The sequence below is a fragment of the Polaromonas sp. P1_A2 genome (assembly GCF_056406895.1).
Genome location: NZ_JBFTZI010000002.1, coordinates 754,646 through 777,125, shown reverse-complemented (window position 1 = coordinate 777,125; position 22,480 = coordinate 754,646). Strand labels below are relative to the sequence as shown.

General features: G+C 65.2%; 19 protein-coding genes. 13 read left to right on the top strand and 6 right to left on the bottom strand.

Annotated elements, in window-relative coordinates:
• The first annotated feature begins 67 nt into the window (after positions 1-67).
• The 3 genes from AC1D09_RS10635 to AC1D09_RS10625 all read left to right on the top strand — a co-directional run bounded on the left by AC1D09_RS10635 (position 68) and on the right by AC1D09_RS10625 (position 9,060).
• Complete coding sequence (locus tag AC1D09_RS10635; protein ID WP_477701042.1) at positions 68-6,100, top strand: hybrid sensor histidine kinase/response regulator; 6,033 nt, start codon at positions 68-70, stop codon at positions 6,098-6,100.
• The gene (locus AC1D09_RS10630) at positions 6,097-8,268 is read left to right on the top strand and encodes a response regulator (RefSeq protein WP_477664829.1); all 2,172 of its coding nucleotides are present in this window, start codon (positions 6,097-6,099) and stop codon (positions 8,266-8,268) included. Before AC1D09_RS10635 ends, AC1D09_RS10630 begins: the two co-directional genes overlap by 4 nt.
• A 537-nt stretch (positions 8,269-8,805) precedes the next feature.
• A complete protein-coding gene (locus AC1D09_RS10625; RefSeq protein WP_477664830.1) occupies positions 8,806-9,060 on the top strand; it encodes a hypothetical protein in 255 nt (84 codons plus the stop codon).
• A gap of 16 nt (positions 9,061-9,076) precedes the next feature.
• Here AC1D09_RS10625 and AC1D09_RS10620 read toward each other — a convergent pair whose 3' ends face one another.
• Positions 9,077-10,006, bottom strand: a complete 930-nt coding sequence (locus AC1D09_RS10620) for a LysR family transcriptional regulator (RefSeq protein ID WP_477701041.1) — start codon at positions 10,004-10,006, stop codon at positions 9,077-9,079.
• 126 nt (positions 10,007-10,132) lie between these two features.
• Between AC1D09_RS10620 and AC1D09_RS10615 the strand changes: the two genes are divergently transcribed.
• The 4 genes from AC1D09_RS10615 to AC1D09_RS10600 all read left to right on the top strand — a co-directional run bounded on the left by AC1D09_RS10615 (position 10,133) and on the right by AC1D09_RS10600 (position 13,292).
• On the top strand, positions 10,133-10,717 hold the full coding sequence (locus AC1D09_RS10615; protein WP_477664832.1) for an NADPH-dependent FMN reductase: 585 nt from the start codon (positions 10,133-10,135) through the stop codon (positions 10,715-10,717).
• Positions 10,714-11,568 carry a pirin family protein gene (locus AC1D09_RS10610; RefSeq protein WP_477664833.1) on the top strand — a complete coding sequence of 285 codons (855 nt, stop codon included), beginning with the start codon at positions 10,714-10,716 and terminating at the stop codon, positions 11,566-11,568. The genes AC1D09_RS10615 and AC1D09_RS10610 overlap by 4 nt, the downstream gene beginning before the upstream one ends.
• 201 nt (positions 11,569-11,769) lie before the next feature.
• Complete coding sequence (locus AC1D09_RS10605; protein WP_477664595.1) at positions 11,770-12,177, top strand: BLUF domain-containing protein; 408 nt, start codon at positions 11,770-11,772, stop codon at positions 12,175-12,177.
• A gap of 212 nt (positions 12,178-12,389) precedes the next feature.
• Positions 12,390-13,292: a hypothetical protein gene (locus AC1D09_RS10600; RefSeq protein WP_477664594.1), complete on the top strand. Its 903-nt coding sequence runs from the start codon at positions 12,390-12,392 to the stop codon at positions 13,290-13,292.
• 138 nt (positions 13,293-13,430) lie between these two features.
• Here the strand turns inward: AC1D09_RS10600 and AC1D09_RS10595 are convergent, their stop codons facing one another.
• From AC1D09_RS10595 to AC1D09_RS10580, 4 genes are all read right to left on the bottom strand, one after another.
• Entirely contained in the window at positions 13,431-14,375 is a 945-nt protein-coding gene (locus AC1D09_RS10595; protein ID WP_477664596.1) for a Bug family tripartite tricarboxylate transporter substrate binding protein, read from the bottom strand.
• Between the two features lie 69 nt (positions 14,376-14,444).
• Entirely contained in the window at positions 14,445-15,629 is a 1,185-nt protein-coding gene (gene tcuB, locus AC1D09_RS10590; RefSeq protein ID WP_477664593.1) for a tricarballylate utilization 4Fe-4S protein TcuB, read from the bottom strand.
• Positions 15,616-17,040 (bottom strand): FAD-dependent tricarballylate dehydrogenase TcuA, encoded by a 1,425-nt coding sequence (gene tcuA / locus AC1D09_RS10585; RefSeq protein ID WP_477664592.1) that lies wholly within the window; start codon positions 17,038-17,040, stop codon positions 15,616-15,618. Before tcuA ends, tcuB begins: the two co-directional genes overlap by 14 nt.
• Before the next feature lie 76 nt (positions 17,041-17,116).
• Entirely contained in the window at positions 17,117-18,043 is a 927-nt protein-coding gene (locus AC1D09_RS10580; protein WP_477664591.1) for a LysR family transcriptional regulator, read from the bottom strand.
• A 130-nt stretch (positions 18,044-18,173) separates the two neighbouring features.
• On the opposite strand from AC1D09_RS10580, the gene AC1D09_RS10575 reads away from it, so the two are divergent.
• Genes AC1D09_RS10575 through AC1D09_RS10560 form a run of 4 tightly spaced genes read left to right on the top strand, consistent with a single transcriptional unit; the run spans position 18,174 to position 19,811 of the window.
• On the top strand, positions 18,174-18,497 hold the full coding sequence (locus tag AC1D09_RS10575) for an ArsR/SmtB family transcription factor (RefSeq protein ID WP_074575104.1): 324 nt from the start codon (positions 18,174-18,176) through the stop codon (positions 18,495-18,497).
• Positions 18,494-18,910 (top strand): SRPBCC family protein, encoded by a 417-nt coding sequence (locus tag AC1D09_RS10570; RefSeq protein WP_477664590.1) that lies wholly within the window; start codon positions 18,494-18,496, stop codon positions 18,908-18,910. The genes AC1D09_RS10575 and AC1D09_RS10570 overlap by 4 nt, the downstream gene beginning before the upstream one ends.
• Before the next feature lie 30 nt (positions 18,911-18,940).
• Entirely contained in the window at positions 18,941-19,372 is a 432-nt protein-coding gene (locus tag AC1D09_RS10565) for a DUF1801 domain-containing protein (RefSeq protein WP_477664589.1), read from the top strand.
• 34 nt (positions 19,373-19,406) lie between these two features.
• Positions 19,407-19,811 (top strand): DUF1801 domain-containing protein, encoded by a 405-nt coding sequence (locus AC1D09_RS10560; RefSeq protein WP_477664588.1) that lies wholly within the window; start codon positions 19,407-19,409, stop codon positions 19,809-19,811.
• Here the strand turns inward: AC1D09_RS10560 and AC1D09_RS10555 are convergent.
• A complete protein-coding gene (locus AC1D09_RS10555; RefSeq protein ID WP_477664587.1) occupies positions 19,808-20,707 on the bottom strand; it encodes a LysR family transcriptional regulator in 900 nt (299 codons plus the stop codon). The two genes, AC1D09_RS10560 and AC1D09_RS10555, sit on opposite strands and share 4 nt — an antisense overlap.
• 68 nt (positions 20,708-20,775) lie before the next feature.
• On the opposite strand from AC1D09_RS10555, the gene AC1D09_RS10550 reads away from it, so the two are divergent.
• Positions 20,776-21,474: an RraA family protein gene (locus AC1D09_RS10550; protein ID WP_477664586.1), complete on the top strand. Its 699-nt coding sequence runs from the start codon at positions 20,776-20,778 to the stop codon at positions 21,472-21,474.
• Positions 21,475-21,500: 26 nt separating this feature from the next.
• A complete protein-coding gene (locus AC1D09_RS10545; RefSeq protein WP_477664585.1) occupies positions 21,501-22,478 on the top strand; it encodes a Bug family tripartite tricarboxylate transporter substrate binding protein in 978 nt (325 codons plus the stop codon).
• Positions 22,479-22,480: the final 2 nt, after the last annotated feature.

Genomic DNA, 22,480 nt, shown 5'->3' with positions numbered 1-22,480 from the left:
TGTATCTTCGCGAGTAATCTCGGCACCCGTTTCTACAAAAAGTTACCCTCAATACAGGATGAACAGCATGGAAGCTTTGACCAAGCTTTCGGTGGTGGAGCGCGACACCGAATTGAAGTCCATTCTCAAATCCCTGAGCGCGCTCAGGCGTGGGGAAGCCGGCGTCACACTGCCAACCGAGTGGGACGGCGTCTATGGAAAGATCGCCGCCGAATTCAATCAGCTGTCGGCCATGACGACCGCGACCACCAGCCGCTGCAAAGGCCTGGCGTCCAAGTCCCGCCTGTCGACACGCGCCAGCCGGCGTCTGCCCGAGGAAAAACTCTCAGGCTTCTGGCTGCAGAACGCGATGGCCATCAACACCGTGCTCGACGAAGCCGAGACGGTGACGGAGCAGACCAAGGTGGTGCTGACCGCATTGACCGACCTCAAAAAGGGCGACGCGCGCGCTTCATTACCGCAAGACTGGACCGGTGTTCCCGGCAAGGTGGCCGATGCCTTTAACGACGTGGTTTCTGAAAACGTGCGCATGGCGCGCGAACTCGAACGCCTGAGCCGTGTGGTCGGCAAGCAGGGGCGCCTCAAGGAGCGGGCCTTTGTGCCCGACGCCTCGGGTTTCTGGCGCGACTCCGCCGAGTCCATCAATTCGCTGATCGCCGACCTGGTGCACCCGACCAGCGAAGTAGCGCGCGTGATAGGCGCCGTGGCGCAAGGCGACCTGTCCAAGAGCATGGCGCTGGAGGCCGAGGGCAAGGCGCTCGAAGGCGAGTTCCTGCGCACCGCCATGATCATCAACAAGATGGTGGAGCAACTGGGCACCTTCTCGGCCGAGGTGACGCGCGTCGCGCGCGAAGTGGGCACCGAGGGCAAGCTGGGCGGCCAGGCCGACGTGCAGGGCGTTGCCGGCACCTGGAAGGACTTGACCGACTCGGTCAACTCCATGGGCTCCAACCTCACGGCGCAGGTGCGCAACATCGCCGAGGTGACGACGGCCGTGGCGGCCGGCGACCTGTCCAAAAAGATCACGGTGGACGTCAAGGGCGAAATCCTGGAGCTCAAGAACACCATCAACACCATGGTGGACCAGCTGCGATCCTTTGCGTCCGAAGTGACGCGGGTGGCGCGCGAGGTGGGTACCGAGGGCAAGCTGGGCGGCCAGGCCGACGTGCAAGGCGTGGCCGGCACCTGGAAGGACTTGACCGACAACGTGAACTTCATGGCCGGCAATCTGACGTCCCAGGTGCGCAACATCGCCGACGTGACCAAGGCCGTGGCAGCCGGCGACCTGTCCAAAAAGATCACGGTGGACGTGAAGGGCGAAATCCTGGAGCTCAAGAACACCATCAACACCATGGTGGACCAGCTTTCCTCATTCGCCTCCGAAGTGACGCGGGTGGCGCGCGAGGTGGGCACCGAAGGCAAGCTGGGCGGCCAGGCCGACGTGCAGGGCGTGGCCGGCACCTGGAAGGACTTGACCGACTCGGTCAACTCCATGGGTTCCAACCTCACGGGCCAAGTGCGCAACATCGCCGAGGTGACGACGGCCGTGGCCGCCGGCGACCTCTCCAAGAAGATCACGGTGGACGTGAAGGGTGAGATTCTCGAACTCAAGAACACCATCAACACCATGGTGGACCAGCTTTCCTCATTCGCCTCCGAAGTGACGCGGGTGGCGCGCGAGGTGGGTACCGAAGGCAAGCTGGGCGGCCAGGCCGACGTGCAGGGCGTTGCCGGCACCTGGAAGGACTTGACCGACTCGGTCAACTCCATGGGCTCCAATTTGACGGGCCAGGTGCGCAACATCGCCGAGGTGACCAAGGCCGTGGCGGCCGGCGACCTGTCCAAGAAGATCACCGTGGACGTCAAGGGTGAAATCCTGGAACTCAAGGCCACCATCAACACCATGGTGGACCAGTTGCGGTCCTTTGCCTCTGAAGTGACGCGCGTCGCGCGCGAAGTGGGTACCGAAGGCAAGCTGGGCGGCCAGGCCGACGTGCAGGGCGTGGCCGGCACCTGGAAGGACTTGACCGACTCGGTCAATTCCATGGGTTCCAACCTGACCGGCCAGGTGCGCAATATTGCCGAGGTGACGACGGCCGTGGCGGCCGGCGACCTGTCCAAAAAGATCACGGTGGACGTCAAGGGCGAAATCCTGGAGCTCAAGAACACCATCAACACCATGGTGGACCAGCTGCGGTCCTTTGCGTCCGAAGTGACGCGCGTCGCGCGCGAGGTGGGCACCGAGGGCAAGCTGGGCGGCCAGGCCGACGTGCAGGGCGTTGCCGGCACCTGGAAGGACTTGACCGACTCGGTCAACTCCATGGGTTCCAACCTGACGGCGCAGGTGCGTAACATCGCCGAGGTGACGACGGCCGTGGCGGCCGGCGACCTGTCCAAAAAGATCACCGTGGACGTGAAGGGCGAGATTCTCGAACTCAAAAACACCATCAACACCATGGTGGACCAGCTGCGGTCTTTCGCTTCGGAAGTGACGCGGGTGGCGCGCGAGGTGGGTACCGAAGGCAAGCTGGGTGGCCAGGCCGATGTGCAGGGCGTGGCCGGTACCTGGAAGGACTTGACCGACAACGTGAACTTCATGGCCGGTAATCTGACCAGCCAGGTGCGCAACATCGCCGACGTGACCAAGGCCGTGGCAGCCGGCGACCTGTCCAAAAAGATCACGGTGGACGTGAAGGGCGAAATCCTGGAGCTCAAGAACACCATCAACACCATGGTGGACCAGCTGCGCTCCTTTGCCTCTGAAGTGACGCGGGTGGCGCGCGAGGTGGGCACCGAAGGCAAGCTGGGCGGCCAGGCCGATGTGCAAGGCGTGGCCGGCACCTGGAAGGACTTGACCGACAACGTGAACTTCATGGCCGGGAACCTGACCAGCCAGGTGCGCGGCATTGCGCGCGTGGTGACGGCGGTGGCCAACGGCGACCTGGAGCGCAAGCTGACCGTGGAGGCCAAGGGCGAGATCGCCGCCCTGGCCGACACCATCAACGGCATGACCGATACGCTGGCCACCTTCGCCGACCAGGTGACCTCGGTGGCGCGCGAGGTGGGGGTGGAGGGCAAGCTGGGCGGCCAGGCCAAGGTGCCGGGCGCGGCCGGCACCTGGAAAGGCCTGACCGAAAACGTCAACCAGCTGGCCGCCAACCTGACAACCCAGGTGCGCGCCATTGCCGAGGTGGCGACGGCCGTGACCCAGGGTGACTTGACGCGCTCCATCACGGTGGAGGCGCTGGGCGAGGTGGCCGCGCTCAAGGACACCATCAATGAAATGATCCGCAACCTCAAGGACACCACCCAGGTCAACACCGAGCAGGACTGGCTCAAGACCAACCTGGCCAAGTTCAGCCGCATGCTGCAGGGCCAGAAAGACCTGGTGGCCGTGGGCCATTTGATCCTGTCCGAGCTCGCGCCCGTGGTGGGCGCCCAGCAGGCCGAGTTCTACGTGCTGAGCTACACCCAGGAAAGGCCGCGCCTGCGCCTGATGGCCAGCTATGCCTCCGACGGGCAGGGCGCTTACGGCAAGGAAATCGACCTGGGCCAGGGCCTGATTGGCCAGTGCGCCTTCGACAAGCAGAAGATCCTGCTGACCTCCTCGCTGCCGCAGGGCCTCAGGATATCGTCGGGCCTCACAGAAGTGGCGCCCATGGACATCCTGGTGCTGCCCATCATCTTCGAGGGCCAGGTCCGCGGTGTGGTGGAACTCGCCTCGGTCGAGCGTTTCAACCCCACGCACCAGGCCTTCCTCGACCAGCTCACCGAGAGTATTGGCATCGTGATCAACACGATTGAAGCCAATATGCGCACCGAAGACCTGCTGACCCAGTCGCAGTCCCTGGCGCAGGAGCTGCAAAGCCGGCAGGAGGAACTGCAGCAGACCAACGAGGAGCTGCAGGAAAAAGCCCACCTGCTGGTGCAGCAGAACGACGAGGTGGAGCGCAAGAACCAGGAGGTCGAGCAGGCCCGCCAGGCGCTCGAGGAAAAAGCCAAGCAGCTGTCGCTGACCTCCAAGTACAAGTCGGAGTTCCTGGCCAATATGTCGCACGAGCTGCGCACGCCGCTTAACAGCCTGCTGATCCTGTCCGACCAGCTGTGCAAGAACTCCGAAGGCAACCTGACCGCCAAGCAGGTGGAGTTTTCCAAGACCATCCATTCATCGGGCAATGACTTGCTGATGCTGATCAACGACATCCTGGATCTGTCCAAGATCGAGTCGGGCACGGTGGTGGTGGACGTCAACGAGCTGCGCCTGTCCGACCTGCAGATGTATGTGGAGCGCACCTTCCGCCACGTGGCCGAGGCCAAGAACGTGGACTTCCTGATCACCACCGGGCTGCAGCTGCCGGTGTCCATGGTGACCGACGTCAAGCGCCTGCAGCAAATCCTCAAAAACCTGCTGTCCAACGCCTTCAAGTTCACCCACCAGGGCCATGTGGCCCTGGCCATCGAGGAGGCCTTCACCGGCTGGAGTACCGACCACGAGGAACTCAACCGCGCCCAGCAAGTGCTGGCGTTTTCCGTCACCGACACCGGCATAGGCATTTCCGCCGACAAGCAGCAGATCATTTTTGAGGCCTTCCAGCAGGCCGACGGCTCTACCTCCCGCAAGTACGGCGGCACCGGCCTGGGCCTGGCCATCAGCCGCGAACTCTCGCGCCTGCTGGGCGGCGAGATACGCCTGTCCAGCGCGCCGGGCGAGGGCAGCAGCTTTGTGCTTTACCTGCCGCTGACCTATTCCTCCTGGCGCGGCGCGCGCAAGCCCGGCGGCAGCGCCGAGCAGCGCATGGAAACCGCCGCGCCCGTCAGCCGCCTGGGTTTTGAAAAGCAGGACATCGCCTTCGACGACGCCGCCCTGTCCCTGGATGCCCCCGCGCCGGCCGACGAGGCCGCGGACGACAGGCACAACATCCAGCCCGGCGACTTTGTGCTGCTGATTGTCGAGAACGACCTGGCTTTCGCCAGCTTTTTGCTGGACGCCGCGCGCGCCAAGGGCTTCAAGGGCCTGGTGACCTCGCTGGGCGCTGGCGCCCTGACGCTGGCGGCCGAATTCAAGCCCTCGGCCATCACGCTGGACATGCACCTGCCCGACATGGAAGGCTGGCGCGTGCTGGAGCGCATCAAGCAGGACTTCAGCGTGCGCCACATCCCGGTCTGCGTCATTTCCACCGATGATTCCCAGGAACGCGCCTACCGCAGCGGCGCCATGGCCTTCATCGCCAAGCCCATACCCGCCAAGGAAGTGCTCGACGAGATGCTGGACCAGCTGCACCGCTATGTCTCGCGCCCGGTGCGGCATGTGCTGGTCGCCTTGCAGGACGAGGCCTTGCGCGCCGAGGTCACCGGCCTGCTGGGCCACAGCCACATCCTGTGCCAGACGGTGGCCTCGCTGGCGGACGTCAAGCCCGAGGACTTTGCGCGCTTCGAATGCGCCATCACCGATGAGCCCACGCTGGAGGACGGTTTCGAGCAGCTGCGCCATACCCTGCCGGCCCCCTCGGTGCTCGGGCCGCTGCCGGTGGTGGTCTGGCGCGAAGGCCCGATAGACGCGCTGCACCAGCCCGCCTGGCAGGCCCGCGACGGTTATCTGTTCCGCGAGGCCAGGTCCATCCCGCGGGTGCTGGACCTGGCCCTGCACGCCCTGCATGTGAACGAGGCGCGCATGACGGAGCGGCAGCGCGGCACCTTGAGGACCCTGCACGACGCCAACAAGTCGCTCGCGGGCAAACGGGTGCTGATCGTCGACGACGACATGCGCAACATCTTCGCGCTGGCCACCGTGCTCGAGGAAGAGGGCATGGACATCGTCTGGGCCGACAACGGCCATGACGCCATCGCCAAGGTCGCCTCCGACCCCCGGCTCAGCGTGGTGCTGATGGACATCATGATGCCGGTGATGGACGGCCTGGTCACCATGCAGGAGATCCGCAAGCTGCCGGCCGGCAAGACCCTGCCCATGATCGCGGTCACCGCCAAGGCCATGAAGGGCGACCGCGAAAAATGCATAGAGGCGGGCGCCTGGGATTACCTGTCCAAACCCGTCAACACGGAGAACCTGCTCGCCGTGCTGCGCGCCTGGTTGCCGCGATGAGCGCCGTCCTCGCCATGCCGCAGGAGCCGGCAAGCATGCTGAACCCGGACCCGGTCAACATCCTGATCGTCGACGACCTGCCCGAAAAGCACGTCGTCATGGGCAGCATCCTCGAGGAGCTGGGGCAGAACCTCGTGAGCGCCCGTTCAGGCCGGGAGGCCCTGCGCCTGATCCTGGAGATGGAGTTCGCCGTCATCCTGCTGGACGTGAACATGCCCGACATCGACGGCCTGGAAACCGCCGGCCTGATACGGCAGTACAAAAAGAGCGCGCAGACCCCCATCCTGTTCATCACCGCCTACGTCGATGAAGCCCAGGCCGCCAAGGGCTATGCGCTGGGCGCGGTGGACTACATCTCGTCCCCGGTCGTGCCCGACGTGCTGCGTTCCAAGGTCAAGGTGTTTGTCGACCTGCACCGCATGCACCGGCAGCTGCAGCAGCAGGCCGCGCAGCGCGAGGCGCTGGCACGCTCCGAGGCGGCGCGCGCCGCCGCCGAAGACGCCACGCGCCGCGCCGCCTACCTGGCCGAGGCCAGCCAGCGGCTTTCCATGTCCCTTCATATCGACGCCACCGCCCATGCGCTGGCCGACATCGCGGTGCCCGGCCTGGGCGACATGGCGGCCGTCGCCTTGCTCGACGGCCATGGGAATCTGCACTGCCGCTGCCTGAAGATTTCGGGCAGCGCCGATCCCGCCGTGGGCCCGGTCTTGCTGGAATGCCAGCGCGACCTGAGCCCCTCCATGGCGGCGCTGGTCCGTGATGCCATGCTCACGCGGGACATAGCCTTCCTGCCCGCGACCGAGCTGTGCGCGGCGCAGCCCGCGGCCACGCCGCCCGCCGAGTGGCTGGAATTTCCGGCCGACCATGAAGAGATGGCCGTCTGCCCGCTGGTGGCCGGCGAGCAGCAACTGGGCGCGCTCATCTTGTTCGGCAGGGCCGGCGGCTTCGCGCAGGCCGATGCCGCCCTGCTCAGCGAAGTCGTGGGCCGGGCCTCCATCGCCATGGAGAACGCCAGGCTTTACACCCTGGTGCAGGAGGCCGACCGCCGCAAGAACGAGTTCCTCGCCATGTTGGCCCATGAGCTGCGCAACCCGCTGGCGCCCATACGCAATGCGGTGCACATCATCCACGGGGCCCAGGTCGCCGACCCGACCGTGGCCTGGGCGCGCGATGTGATCGCGCGCCAGGTGGACCACATGTCCAGGATGGTCGACGACCTGCTGGACGTCTCGCGCATAGTCCGCGGCAAGGTCACCGTGCACATGGAGGCGGTGCGGCTGTCCACCCTGTGCGAGCGCGCCGTCGAGGCCAGCAACCCCCTGCTGGCCGCCAGGCAGCAGGAACTCACGCTGGACATCCCCGGCGAGGCCATCGTCCTGCAGGGCGACCTGGTGCGCCTGTCGCAGGTGCTGTCCAACCTGCTCAACAACGCCTCCAAGTTCACCGATCCGGGGGGCAGGATCATCCTGGGTGCCGCCCTCCAGGGCGACGAGCTGTGCATCACCGTCTCGGACACCGGCCAGGGCATAGAGGCCGAATTCATGCCGCATATTTTTGACCTGTTCGCCCAGGGCGACCAGGCGCTGGACCGCGCCCAGGGCGGCCTGGGCATAGGCCTCACGCTGGTCAAGCACCTGGTGCAACTGCACCAGGGCAGGGTGGAGGCCTACAGCGAGGGCCACGGCAAAGGCTGCCGCATCTCCGTGTACTTCCCGGCCCGCGTGATGGCCGAGGGAGCCGCGCCGCCCGCCGCACACGCACCCAAGCCCGCCAGGCCGGCGCCGGCGGCCTCCCGCAAAATCCTGGTCGTCGACGACCTGCCGGCATCGGCCGACACGCTGAAAGTCCTGCTCGAACTCGAGGGTTATGTGGTCAGGATCGCCAACGACGGTGCGGCGGCGCTCAAGGTGGCCCGGGAGTTTGCCCCCGACGTGCTCATCCTCGACATCGGCCTGCCCGGCATGGACGGTTTTGAAGTGGCCCGACAGTTGCGCAACAGCCCCGAATCCAGGGATGCCTTGATGATCGCGCTGACGGGCTACGGCGAGGCCGAGAGCCGCCAGAGGTCGCAACATGCTGGGTTTGACCATCATGTGGTGAAGCCAGCGGATATTGATTACCTGCTGTCTCTTGTGAGTGAACCGCTGGCGATTCGGAAGGGGCTTTAGCCGGGTCTTGCTCCGGCGGGCGCGCTCTGCCTCCTCATCCTCCTCTTTCCTCTTCTTGGTTCTGCTGGCCGGGTCTCGCCCCGGCGGGCGACTTACTTTCTTTTGCTTCGCCAAAAGAACGTAAGCAAAGAAAAGGCGACCCGCAGTCTGGGTCCCTCCGCTGCGCTACGGGCAACCTGCGGTGCTCGAGTCAAGCGGGGTCTCGCTCGAACTCGCTTCGCTCAGACAATCGCGAGCCCTTATCCGCTTGCCTCTGCGCTCCTCGGCCCAGCCAGGACGGGGCAATCGGGAGCGGGAGCGGGGACAGAAAACCACGAAGACAAATACAAACAAGGACACGCCAAGGCGTGTCCTTGTTTTGTTTTGGAGTTCGATATTGGAGATTCCGGATTTCCCCGTCCAAGCGCATCGGCATGCCCGGCGTAATGGCGCGTAATGGTGTTCCAGCAAGCACGGTCCTACAGTGATTTCCCCTGGACAGTGAACCTGCCGATCCAGTGGACGCACACCATTTTTTCAAACCGGATGGAGAACGACATGACCGATGTAACCGTCAATATTGTGGGTGGAACCCAAGCGCAAAACACGACCGCCGTGACCGTGGGAAACGTCAGGTGGGGCCTCAACGGCACCGCGAACTTCGGCCAGCCGCAGAATGTGGCGGAAGGCATATGTGACCTCGTCGTCTATAAAACCACGGCCCCCAACCAGATTTCCATCAAGGTGGATGTATACGGCAATGTCGCGGTGATCAATATCACCGTGAACATGGACAACATTTCGGTGAACTGATCGACGCGCTACCCGCTCAGCGCCGTTCGGGCTTCAGTATTTCCGGCAAGCTCTCCACCTCGCTGAGCTTGTCCATCACCAACGCGATAAAAGCTGACACCGCCAGCGGCAACTGCCGCCGGCTGGGGTAAAGCACGCTGAGCCCGTGGCCCGTGCGCTGGTATTGCGGCAGCACGGGCAGCAGCCGCCCGGCCTGCACGTCCAGCCTGGCCATGGCGGGCGGCAGCAGTGCGATGCCCAGGCCGGCCAGCGTGGCCTTGCGCAGCGCCTGGGCGGTGTTGCCGCTGAAGCGTCCCGCGACCTGCACTTCCTCTTCCATGCCGCCGGGGCCTGTCAGGCGCCAGGTCGTTCGGCCGCTGGGGTGGGGCGAGGTCACGCAATCGTGCTCCCGCAAATCCTGCAGCGTGGCCGGCGCGCCGCGTGCGGCGATGTAAGCCGGGCTGGCGACCATGCCGTCGCTGCGCGCGCCCAGCAGTTGCCGGCCCACGTAACCCGAGTCGCGCATGGGGCCGCCACGGAAAGCCACGTCGATCTGCTCGGCAATCAGGTCGGCGTGGGCGTCGCTGAGCACAAAGTCCAGCCGCACGCGCGGGTGCGCGGCCAGGAATTCGGCCACCCATTCCATGGGGAAAAAATCAAAAAAATCGGCGGTCGCCGCCACGCGCACCAGGCCGCTGGGCTCCTGGCTGCCGGTCGCCAACTCCTGGCCGGCCTCGGCCAGCCCGTCGACCGCGCCCGCGCAGCGCTCATAAAAAGCCTGGCCCGCGCTGGTCAAGGTGAGCTTGCGCGTGGAGCGCTGCATCAGCCGTGTGACTAGCTGGTTTTCCAGCTGCTGGACGCGCCGGCTCAAGGTATTGGCCGGCAGGCCCAGGCGCCGCGCCGCCTCGGCAAAACTGCCGCAGCGCACCACCTGCACAAACATGGCGATGTCGTTGAGGTCCAGCATGGTTTATTCCTTCTTTGAATGGATGGGTGCAATCCGATTCTGCCATCTAGTAAATCAATGAGGGCGACCTTACTCTTCAGTCCATGGGCCGTACAGGCCTCCCACCTTGTTTTTCAGGACCATCCCATGAGCTCAAACACCCCCCGTATCGGCATCATCATCGGCTCCACCCGCGAAGGCCGCTTCGGCGACAAGCCCGCGCAGTGGATTCATACGCTTGCCCAGCAGCGCACAGACCTGGCCTTTGAGCTGATAGACCTGCGCGACCATCCGCTGCCTTTCTTCGCCGAGCCCATGTCGCCGGCCTGGGCGCCCGTGAAGAACGAGGCCGCGCAGCGCTGGGCCGCCAAACTCGCCACGCTGGACGGCCTGATCGTGGTCACGCCCGAATACAACCACGGCCCCAGCGCCGTGCTCAAAAACGCCTTGGACTATGCCTACAAGGAGTTCATCCGCAAACCCATAGGTTTTGTCGGCTACGGCGGCGTGGGCGCGGCGCGGGCCGTCGAGCAGCTGCGCCTGGTCGCCACCGAGCTGCAGATGGCGCCCGTGCGCAATGCGGTGCACATCGGCATGGTGGAGTTCATGGGCATCTGGAAGCAGGGCAAAAGCTTTGAAGACTTTCCGCACCTGGCCCAGGCCGCCACCGGCCTGCTGGACGACATGGCCTGGTGGGCGAGGGCGCTCAAGACCGCCAGGGAGGCTGTATGAGCAGCGCCGCAGTTGCGACGGCCGCCCGCGCCATCGTGCACCGCACGCGCGGCAGCGCCCATGGACCCATCACGCGGCTGGTCAGCCCCGGCGACCTGGGGGAGTTCCTCAAGCCTTTTGTCTTCCTGGACCTGTTCGGCTTCAAGCCGGCGGCCGGCCACAAAGGCTTCGGCATGCACCCGCATTCGGGCATCGCCACGCTGACCTATATGGTCGAAGGCCAGGTCAGCTATGAAGACACGACCGGCAAGAAGGGCGTGCTGCCGGCCGGCGGCGTCGAGTGGATGCGCGCGGGCAATGGCGTCTGGCACACTGGCGCGCCCGTCAGCGATTCACCGGTCCAGGGCTTCCAGCTCTGGGTCGCGTTGCCGGCCGCGGAAGAAAACGCGCCGGCCGAAAGCCTTTACCTGTCGCCCGGGCAGTTGCCGCAAGAAGGCCCGGCGCGTGTGCTGCTGGGCCGCTACGGCGCGGCGCAAAGCCCGATTCCCGCGCCGGCTGACATGAATTACCTGGCCGTCACGCTGAAGGACGGCGAGCAGTGGCGCTACACACCGCCCGAAGGCCACTCCGTGGGCTGGGTCGCGGTCAACCAGGGACGGCTGGATGCGGGCGACGAGAGCGGCGGCCCCTTAGCCACCGGCGAACTCGCGGTGTTCGAAGAATCCGGCGAGGCCATAGCCTTCACGGCCCAGGGCGACACGGCCTTTGTGCTGGGCTCGGCCGTCAAACATCCGCATGAACTGGTCATGGGGTATTACTCGGTGCACACCAGCCGGGCCGCGCTGGCCCAGGGGGAGGCCGAGATCCAGCGGATAGGGATGCGGCTGCGCGAAGAAGGGCGCCTGGGCTAGCCCTTGTCCGGTATGCGGGCGGAGGACGCCAATCTCCATAATGCCCCCTAATGCCAAAAAACCCTCCCCTGAGCGGAGGGTTTTTTTCTGCCTGAAAGATCCACCACAAAGTGGCGCGAGGTGGGATGATGGGGCTTCATTGCCCGGGGAAGCCATCTCTTCCCCATGCGGACACTGCAAGTCCAGTCAAGGAGCCGCATCATGATCAGACTGCTCTACCTCAGTGACGCCCATGAAGGCATCAACGAAGAAGCCGTGAATGGCGTCCTGAAAAGCGCGGCCAAAAACAACCCGCCCCTGGGCATCACCGGCCTGCTGGTTTTTGGGGGCGGCGTGTTCGCCCAAATCCTGGAAGGCCCGGAGCAGGCGGTGCTGAGGAAGTATGTGCAGATCGCGACCGACATGCGCCACCACAACTGCCGCATCGTCTACATCACGACGACCCAGGAACGCATCTTCAAGGACATCTCCATGGCGGCGCTTGAAGCACAGCCCATGGAGATGGAGCACATTGCCGAACTGGACGCCCGCCGGCATGAAACCGTGCCGGCGGATGCGTTCACGGACCTGATGCATGTGTTTTTTTCAAGAATACAGGCGCTGCCTTGATATGGAGAGCTCGGGTGCCGGAGTGCCAAACTGTAGAACTGATGGCTACGCTTTCAGCCTAATATTCGGGTCAACCCGCAGTAAAAAGTTAGCATTTTCAGCAAGCGCGTCAGTATGATGGCCCAAAGCGTGCTTGTGACGTTTGGTTACCAATTCGGGTAGCCACAGCCCAATTACCTCAACGCCAAACGCCACTGCTTCGGGAGCCCAACATGCGTTATCTGTCCCTCATTTCCTTTTCACTGGCAGCCGCCTGCCTGTCACCGGCCGCCCAGGCGCAAAACTGCGAGGGAGGGGCCTATATGAACCCCCAGCTCTTCCGCGGTGAGGCCGCCTACCAAAGCGCGGTGGCCGAACAGGAAATGCATGCCTTCATAGGCCGCGCCGGCCTGCCGCAGACGCCGCTGTACGCCATCAAGAAAGTGGACGACATCACCGCCTCGGGGCGCACACCGTATTGCTGGGTCTACACCAACCAGGTCACCGGCCTGATGAGCGGTTACAAGCTCGCGGTGTTCAACAATGAAGTGGTCCAGCCCGCCGTGCTGGCCATCACAGCGGCCGGCAAGGCCGCCACCGACGCGGGCGCCGTGGCGCTGAAAACCCTGCCACCGGCGGAGCAGAAAGCCGTGCTCGACCAGCTGCAGCGCTCCAAATGTTTTGGCACGGCCGCCGGCGTGGAAACCGCCATCGCCAAAGCCGAAGGCCTGTGCGGCAATGTGGAGGACGTCGCGCCGCAAGCCACCGTCGGCCAGCAGGGCCTGATTGCAAAAGCCGTCTTTGCGTGGGAGGAGCAGTCCTGGGCAGGCGCCGTCACCCGCGAGCCTTCCGCACTGGGCGTCAGCCTCAAGGGCCTGGCCGGGCGCTCCGAAAAAGTGCACCAGGCACGCCTCGTGGTGGTGCCGACCAAGGCCACCAGTGTCGGCTTTGGCTTGTACCTGCACGCCAGCGTGCCCGATGCCGCCGCCAAGAAGGCCATTGCCGCCTTCCAGGGACTGACCTCACCGTCCAAGCCGCTTGCCGTGGCCATGGACCTGGGCCCGCAGTTCTCCTTTGTGGTGCCGACGGCGGAGCAGCTGGAGAAGATGCGCGCGGCGATTGGGTTGGGCAAGTAGAGCTTCACGGGGGCAGCTTCAAACCGATCGGGCACGGGACACAAGGTGGGCGGCCAACGATTTAAGGCAACTGGACAGTCGATTCGGCAGGCGGCCCCGCATCCCAATTGCTGATTTGCATGCCCAAATTTTCATCCATCAGTTTGCGGTGATCTTTCGCTCGCGCACGATGGCTCCCCACTTGGTATCTTCCTTTCGCATGAAGTCGGTGAACTGGGCGCGGGTGGTCGGCTGCGGCGTCAGGCCGTGCTTGTTAAGGGCCTCCTTCACGCCGGGGTCGGCCAGCACCTTGACGATGGCCTGGTTCCAGCGCTCAAGAATGGCCACGGAGGTCTTGCCGGGTGCCAGGAAGGCGTACCAGTTAAGAGCCTCGAACCCGGGGTAGCCCGATTCAGCCACCGTCGGGATGTTGGGCATGTAGGCAGGGCGGGTGAGGCCAGTGGTAGCCAACGGAACCAGCTTGCCGGCTTCGACGTGCGGCATCGCGGTGGGCGGTGCCGAAAAATACGAGGCGACGCGTTCGCCCAGCAGATCCTGCAGGGCCGGAGCGCCGCCTTTGTACGGGACGTGCACCATGTCAATGCCGGCGCGCTGGTTAAACAGCTCCCCGGCCAGGTGTGAAGCCGAGCCGGCGCCGGTAGAGGCGAAGTCGATGCTGCCGGGCTTCTTTTTGGCCAGCGCAACGAATTCGGCCAGGGTCTTCACGCCCAGGCCTTTGTGCACCACCAGCATATTAGGGAAGTTCACTCCACCCGAGATCGCGGCCAGGTCCTTGAAGGGGTCGTAGCCGACCTTCATGACATGCGGTGCAATGGTCAGCGGTCCGACGGAGCCGAACAACAACATCGAGCCGTCGGTGGGGCCGTTGGCCACATACTGGTGGGCGATGTTTCCGCCGGCACCGGCTTTGTTGTCCACGATCACCGTCTGGCCGATGTCCTCGCCAAGTTTCTTCGCGATCAGGCGCGCCGCGGCATCGGCTGCCCCGCCAGGGGCAAAACCCACCACCAGCGTGATGGATTTCCTGGGGGGGAAGTCTTGAGCCGGTACATGGCCGGTTGCGCAGAGCGCAGCCACCGTCATCGTGATGGTGCGCAGAAATTTTCGTTTGTTCATGCTTTGTCTCCTTGGGGTGCTTGTGTTTTGTGGTTCTCAATCGGCGCCAAGGCCAATCGGATTGGGAAGGCGTTTTTCGACGGCATGGCGCAGCAGCGCGGCGCCGCGGAAGATGCCGTGGCCGAACTTGCCGTAGGGCAGGGTGGCGAACAGGGCCATGACAGCGCCCAGGTGCAGGCACAGCAGCAGGGCCAGGGCGGGTGTGCCGCGCCCTAGCCACAGGGCCAGGCCGCTGGCGCTGGTGAGGAACAGCAGGGCGATGAAGCCCAGGTCCATCGGTTTTTGCGCCAGGTCGCCGTGCATGGGATGGCGCTTGCGGTTCAAGCGCCACAGGCCGGCGCTGCCGAGCACCAGACTGATGCCGCCGGCCACGCCGAGCAGCTTGGGCAGGCTGGGCAGGGCGTAGGGTGCCACCCAGCCGAAGGCGTAGTGGTAGAGCGTGGCGACGCTGGTGGCGGCGAAGCACAGCATGAAGCCATAGAAGGTGAGGTGATGAAAGCGCCGGCGCGACAGCGTGTAGGTATCGTCTTCGTTGTGGCAGCCGTCGCCGTGGCCGCCGTCGAGGTATTTGAGGCGCAGCACCGCATCGGCGGCTTCGGCGGCGGCGGGCGCGTTCAGCGGCGCGCCGCTGGTGGCGGGCGTGATGTCGCGCCAGAAGCGCCGCACGCCCATGGCCAGCGCCAATGTGGCAAACAGGAACACAGGGGCGAACAGGCTCACCAGCAGCTTGTGGGGAAACACGCTGTAGAAGGTGTCGCCTGGCGCGGCGCCCCACAGGCTGCCCTTCATCGCCACGGCCATTGCCAGGAACAGCACCAGCGCTGCGGCCAGGGCCAGCGACAGCGTGAGCCCGTTGCGCTGGTAGAGCACGCCGAGCGCGGGCGGCCAGGCGTAGTCCACATAGGTTTGGCCGCGTACCTGCGCCATGGCCCGGGGCACGTTCACGGCAAACTCATGCGGCGGCGCGTATTGGCAGGCATGCAGGCAGGCGCCGCAGTTGTGGCAGAGGTTCGCCAAAAAGTGGATGTCGGCCTGGCCGAATTCGAGCCGTCGGGTCATGGCCGGGAACACGGCGCAGAAGCCCTCGCAATAGCGGCAGGCGTTGCAGATCTGCATCTGCCGGCCGACCTCGGTCTCGGCGGTGGAAAGAATGGGAATGACACGGCGCGGGCCGTCCGCGAGCGACACGGCCTCGCGTGCCAGGGCTTCAAGCGTTTGCATGCTGGGACTCTTTCTGCTTCAGGGCGGCGGCGGCGGCCTGGGTGCCCGCGATGCGTCCGAAGGCGGTGCCGATGCTCATGCCGACACCGGCGGTATAGCCTTTGCCGAGCACGTTGCCGGCCATCATTTCGCCAGCCACGAAGAGGTTGGGACTGGGCCGGCCGCCGAAGCGCACGGCGGCGGTGTCGTCCACCTTCAGGCCCAGGTAGGTGAAGGTGATACCGGGGCGCAGCGGATAGGCGTGGAAGGGCGCGGTGTCAATGGGCCGGGCCCAATGGGTCTTGGCGGGTGCCAGGCCTTCGGTGCGGCAGTCGTCCAGCGCGGTGTGGTCGAAGCGGCCGACGCGGCAGGCGGCGTTGTAGTCGGCAATGGTGCGCAGGAAGCCGGGCTCGTCCAGGCCGAGCTGCCGCGCCAGCCCTTGCAGCGTGTCGGCGGTGGTGCCGGGAAACACCGGCGGCATGAAGCGGCCCACGGCCTTCTGGTCGATGATGGAATAGGCCACCTGGGCGGGCTGCTGGGCCACCAGCCGGCCCCAGATGGCGTACCGCTTGGGCCAGAAGTCCTCGCCCTCGTCGTAGAAGCGCCGGGCCTCGCGGTTGACCACCACGCCCAGCGACACACAGTCGATGCGGGTGCAGATACCGCCATCAAAGAGCGGGGCGCGGGCGTCGATAGCCACCATGTGGCCCTGCGAGGGGTCGCCGATGGCGTCGGCACCGGCCTTGATCATCTGCTTGAGCAGCACCCCCTGGTTGAAGCGGGTGCCGCGGATCAGGAAGTTGTCAGCCGGCCATTCGCCGCGCTCGTTCTGGCCCCAGGCCTCGCGCAACCAGGCGCGGTTGGACTCGAAGCCGCCGGCGGCGAGCACGCAGCTTCTGGCGGTGATGCGTTCGCCGGCTTCGGTGTGTACCGCGGTGAAGCGCTCGCCGTCGAGCTCCACCGAAGCCACCGGCATCTCGTAACGGATTTGCACGCCCAGTCGTTCGGCGCTGCGGTAATAGGCGTTCACCAGCGCCTTGCCGCCGCCCATGAAGAATGCGTTGGTGCGCGCTACATGCAGTGCCCCCGAGAGCGGCGGCTGGAAGCGCACCCCGTGGCGGCGCATCCAGTCGCGGCAGTTCGACGATGCGCGGATGACGAGCCGGGCCAGGTGTTCGTCGGTCATGCCGCCGGTCACTTTCAGCAGGTCCTGCCAGTATTCTTCCTCGGTGTAGGCTTCCACCAGCACGTCCTGCGGCGCGTCGTGCATGCAGCGCAGGTTGCGCGTGTGCTGCGAATTGCCGCCGCGCCAGGCCTTGGGCGCGGCTTCGAGAAGCAGCACGCTGGCGCCGGCCTCACGCGCCATCAGCGCGGCGCAGAGTGCGGCATTGCCGCCACCTACGACCAGTACATCGACCTGCTCATCGCTCACTTCTTGTCTCCTTGTGGGTCAGGAGACTTTAGGCAGGCGGCCCTTTCTGCGAAAGGCCGGATCGGGCAACAGGTGTTCAGTTTTCGAGAAGGCTTGCGCCGGCCCAGCGGCCTTCGCGCACCAAGGTGCGCGCCGTGTCGGCCATTACCACCCGCGTGGCCAGCGCGGCCGGCGACAGCTCGTCGTCCGACAGGCTGACCAGCAGGTTGCGCCGGCTCACATGCGCGTCGGTGATCTGGCTGCTGAGCACGTCCTTTGTTGACTGTCGCGCAACGGCGGCGCCCGGCTGGATGGTGGCCCCCAGGCCGGCCCGGACGGCATCCATCAGCAGCGCCAGGCCATCGATCTCGGCCACCACGTCGGGTTCGATGCGCGCGCGGGCAAAGGCGGCGGTGAGGGTGGCGCGCAGGCCGTGGCCGGCGCTGGGCATGATCAGCGGCACGTCGGCGAGCTGGGCCAGCCGCACCTTGAGGCCGCAAGGGCGCTGAACCAAACCGGCGGCGGCCAGGACGAACAGCTTTTCGTCGAGCAGGGGCTCGATGCTCCAGCGGCGCGGCGTGGTGGGCTCGAACAGCACGGCCAGATCGAGTTGGCGCGCCTGCAGCATGCTGGCCAGGTGGCCCGACAGCGACTCCACCAGGTGCAGCCGTACATCCGGGTAACGCGCGCGCATGGCCTGCATCAGCGGCAGGCCGAGCACCGAGGCCGTGGTCGGCGCCAGGCCCACGCTCACATGGCCCGAAAGGCGCGCCTGCTGGGCCGCGCGCACCGCCTCTTGCGCGTGGCGCAGCGTGAGCTGGGCCTGCTGCAAGAAGGCCACGCCCGCGTCGGTGGGACTCACACCGGTACTGCCACGCTGAAGCAATCGGGTGCTGAGCTCGCTCTCCAAACGGCTTATCTGCTGGCTCAGCGCAGATGTCACCACGCCGAGTTCGATGGCTGCCCGGCCCATGCTGCGCAGTTCGCAGACTTTCACGAAATAACGGAGTTGGCGGAGTTCCATGAGGGTCCAAGAGTGAATGAACGCCATCGTATTCCCGTTCATCTGCAAGTGGCGCCCACCAAACTGAAGAGCAGTTCAAGAGCTTGCGCCGGATTTGACAAATCAATAACCACTTGGTTATGATTTGGCCATGCAAGCCCTTGCGAACGAAGTTTTTAAAGCCCTGGCCGACCCGACACGCCGGGCGATCTTTGAACGCCTGGCGCGCGACGGTGAGCAGACCGTGCGCGCCTTGACCGACCGCGCCGGGGTGTCGCAGCCCGCGGTGTCCAAACACCTGCGCGTGCTCAAACAGGCAAAACTCGTGAACGACAGGCAGCAGGGCCGCGAGACGCATTACAGCGCCCAGCCGCTGGCGCTCGCGCCGCTGCGCGACTGGGTGAGCACCTATGGCGCGTTCTGGAATGAACGCTTCGATGACCTTGAATCACTGTTAAAAAGGATGGACCAATGACCCAAGCCCAAGCCGTTACCGAAACCCGCTCCGTTGTTGTTGAACGGGAGATTCCCCACCCGCCAGCCAAGATCTGGCGCGCGCTCACGCAGCCGCATCTGATCGCCGAATGGCTCATGAAAAACGACTTCCAGCCTGTTGTGGGCCGCGGCTTCAAGCTCAGCGCCGACTGGGGCTCTGTCGACTGCGAGGTGAAAACCGTCGAAGCCGAGAAAACCCTGTCCTACACCTGGGCGGCCTACGGCCTGGAGAGCGTGGTCACCTGGACACTCACGCCCACAGGCACGGGCACCCGTTTGCGCATGGAGCAGGCCGGCTTCCGGACCGACCAGGAACAGGCTTACCAGGGCGCGAAACACGGCTGGCAACAGTTCTTTGGCCAGCTGGAGCAGGTGCTGGCGCGGGCGAACTGAGGCCCCCATTCTTCGCAGGAAGGCCCGGAGATGAAAACAACGGCCAGCAAGGCCCGCGCGAAGCCGGCGCTGCTCGCGGGCGGCAACCCGCAGATCGCCAAAGGCGAGGGCGATGCCCCGGTGCAGGCCTATATCGCGGCCATGCCGGGCTGGAAAAGCGATGTGGGGCGGCGCCTGGACGCGCTGATCACGCGCACCGTGCCCGGCGCGCACAAGGCCGTCAAATGGAACTCGCCGTTCTACGGCGTGGCGGGCCAGGGCTGGTTCCTGAGCTTTCATTGCTTCACGAATTACGTCAAAGTAGCCTTTTTTCGCGGCAGCTCTTTGCGCCCCGTGCCGCCGGTCGAATCCAAAAGCCAGGACACGCGTTATCTCCACATCCTGGAGGACGGCCGGTTCGACGAGGCCCAGTTGGCGGCGTGGATCCAGCAGGCCAGCGAATTGCCCGGCGAAAAAATGTGAGCGGCTAAAACCTTCAGAGAAAGCAGCATCCACCATGAAAAAAGCAACGAGCAGCGACGCGAAAGCCAGTGAGGGCGGTTCCGCCTCCGCCCAGATAGACCTGAAGATTCGTGAACTCAATGACTGGCGCGGCGAAACGCTGGCCCGCATCCGCAAGATCATCCAGCAAGCGCTTCCCGAGGTGGTCGAAGAGCTCAAGTGGCGCGGGGTTCCGGTCTGGTCGCAGGGCGGCATCATCTGCACCGGCGAGACCTACAAGAGCGCCGTGAAGATGACTTTCGCCAAGGGCGCGAAGCTTGAGGACCCGTCAGGCCTGTTCAATTCCAGCCTCGAAGGCAACACCCGGCGCGCCATCGATATCCACGAGGGTGACAGCCTCGATGAAAAGGCCTTGAAGGCACTGGTGCGCGCCGCCGCGGCGCTGAACAGCAAGGCTTAGTCGCGGCCTGGCACCTGCTCGCGCAGCTTGTCGAGAAAGGCTTCTACCAGCGCATTTACGGGACCGGCTTTGCGGACCGCGAGAACCTTGCTGCCGACGGACAGGTCGGCAATCGGCACAAAGCGGATGTCGCCGCGGTTGTTCGTGGCGACACTGCGGCCCACCACCGTCGCGCCCAGGCCCGCGGCCACCAGTCCCAGCGCCGTGTTGATTTCTTTGGCCTCATGGCCGACCTGGACCTTGGCGCCGGCCTGCTCGAGGATGTTCAGCACCTGCCGGGAAAAGTGCGCGTTGGCCACCTTGGGGTAACTCACATAGGGCAGGGCGTTCAGCTCCGCGGCCCGCAGGCTGGCTTGCGCCGCCAGCGGATGCTGCGCGGGAAGGGCGGCGACCAGCGGGTCGTCGAAGAGTTCGGTGTAGTGCAGGTCGGGCTCGCGCGTGAACGCGCCCAGGGTGCGCGCGATGGCCAGGTGGATGGCGCCGCTGCGCAAGGCGGCCGGTTGTTCCTCGGTAAGGATTTCCTCCAGGTCGATGCGCACGTCGGGCAAGGCCGACTGCATGGCGCGCACGGCCTCGGGCAGGATGGAAAAAATCGTGGAGCGCGTAAAACCTATGCCCAGCCAGCCCAGCCTGCCCGCAGCCATGCCTTTGGCCTCGACTTCCAGCCGGCCGCTGGCCGACAGCAGCTCCGTGCCCTTGGAGTAGACAAACTGGCCCAGCGGCGTCAGGCCCATGGGCCGGGTTGCCCTGTCAAACAGGGCGCCACCCAGCAAGGCCTCCAGCTGGCTGATCTGCATGCTGATGGCCGTCGGCGCGACGAATAGTTTTTCGGCCGCGGCACGGGCATTCCCGGCGTCCACGGTTTCGCAAAAGTATCTGACTTGCTTTAAGTTCATTATTTTTGAATATTAGTTCAAAAATCGGCAATTGCATTCAGATATTCACTAGCTCATCATCGCTCCTCATGAGCAATGACATCCCCCAGGACATCTACCAGGCCACCTGGTTCCAGCAGGCCAAAGCCCTGTCCACCGCCGAAATTTCCGATGCGCTGGACGCGCTGAAGCTGCCCGGCAGCGCTTTGGGCATACGCCCTGTGGCAGGCCCGGCCAAGCTGTTCGGCTTCGCCTTCACCGTGCGCTTTGCGCCCATTGACCGGTCTTCGCCCGGAACCGTGGGCGACTTCATCGACACGCTCAAGCCCGGCACCGTCGCGGTCCTCGACAACGGCGGCCGCCTGGACTGCACGGTGTGGGGCGGCATCCTGAGCCGGCTCGCCGCGCACAGGGGCCTGGCCGGCACCGTCATCCACGGCGTCTGCCGCGACACGGCGGAGGCCGATGAGGTGGGCTACCCGCTGTATGCCCATGGTCGTTTCATGCGCACCGGCAAGGACCGCGTGCAGGTCGAGGCCTATGAGCAGCCGGTGACGCTGGGCGACGTGCGGGTCTGTCCGGGCGACCTGGTCGTCGGGGATGCGGACGGCATTGTGGTGGTGCCGCGGGCCCACCTGCAGGACGTGCTGGCCAAGGCGCTGGAAACCCGGGTGATTGAGGAGCAGATCCTCGCCGCAGCCCTGGCCGGCATGCCGCTGGCCGAGGCCCGCAAGCAGTTCAAGTACCACACGCTGCAGCGCGCGGCCGATTCGCCACTGACGACCTGAAGCCCTGATTTCCGGAGACAAACACCATGAACCCCGTACGCCTTCTTTCCACCCTTGCCGCATCCACGGCCCTCGCCATCGCATCGGGCGCGGCCTGGGCGCAAGCCGCTTACCCTTGCCCCGCGGTCAAGCTCGTGTCGCCCTATCCGCCCGGCGGCACCACCGACCTGCTGGCGCGCCTGATCCAGCCCGGCCTGATGAAGGAACTCGGGACCCCCGTCATCGTCGAGAACAAGGCCGGCGCCAGCAGCAATATCGGTATTGAGTTTGTGGCCACCGCGGCGCCGGACGGATGCACGCTTTTGCTGGGCAGCAACACCGGCATCGTGATCAACCGGAACCTGTACAAGCTGCGCGTGGACCCGGTGAAGGGGCTTGCGCCGATCGGCCAGGTCGCCTCCGTGCCCCTGGTGCTGTATGTCAGCGCGGGCGTGCCGGCCACCAGCCTGGCCCAATTGGTGGAGCTCGCCAAAAAGAACCCGGGCAAGCTCAGCTATGCATCGGCCGGCAGCGGCAGCCCGCAGCATTTGATGGGTGAGCTGCTCAAGCTGGAGCAAAAGATATCCCTGGCCCACATCCCCTACAAAGGCTCGGGGCCGGCGATCCAGGATGTGGTGGCGGGGCAGGTGGAAATGTCTTTCGAAGCCATGAGCGTGATCGTGCCGCAGCTCGCGTCGGGCCGCATACGTGCCCTCGCCACGACGGGCGCGGCCCGCTCAGCCGGCTTGCCGAATGTGCCGACCATGAAGGAGCAGGGCATGCCCGGCTTTGTGACGGAGAACTGGTACGGCCTGTTCGCGCCGGCCGGCACGCCAGCGGCGCTGGTGAAGCGGCTGAACGGCGCGCTCAACACCGTGCTCGACTCCAGGGAAGCGCGCATGAGCCTGGACAAAATGGGATCGGCCGACGTCAAGGGCACCCCCGAAGCCTTCGCCAAATTCATTGCCTCGGAGCTGCCCCTGTGGGAGTCCGTGGTCAAGCGCTCGGGCGCGAAGGTGGATTGAGC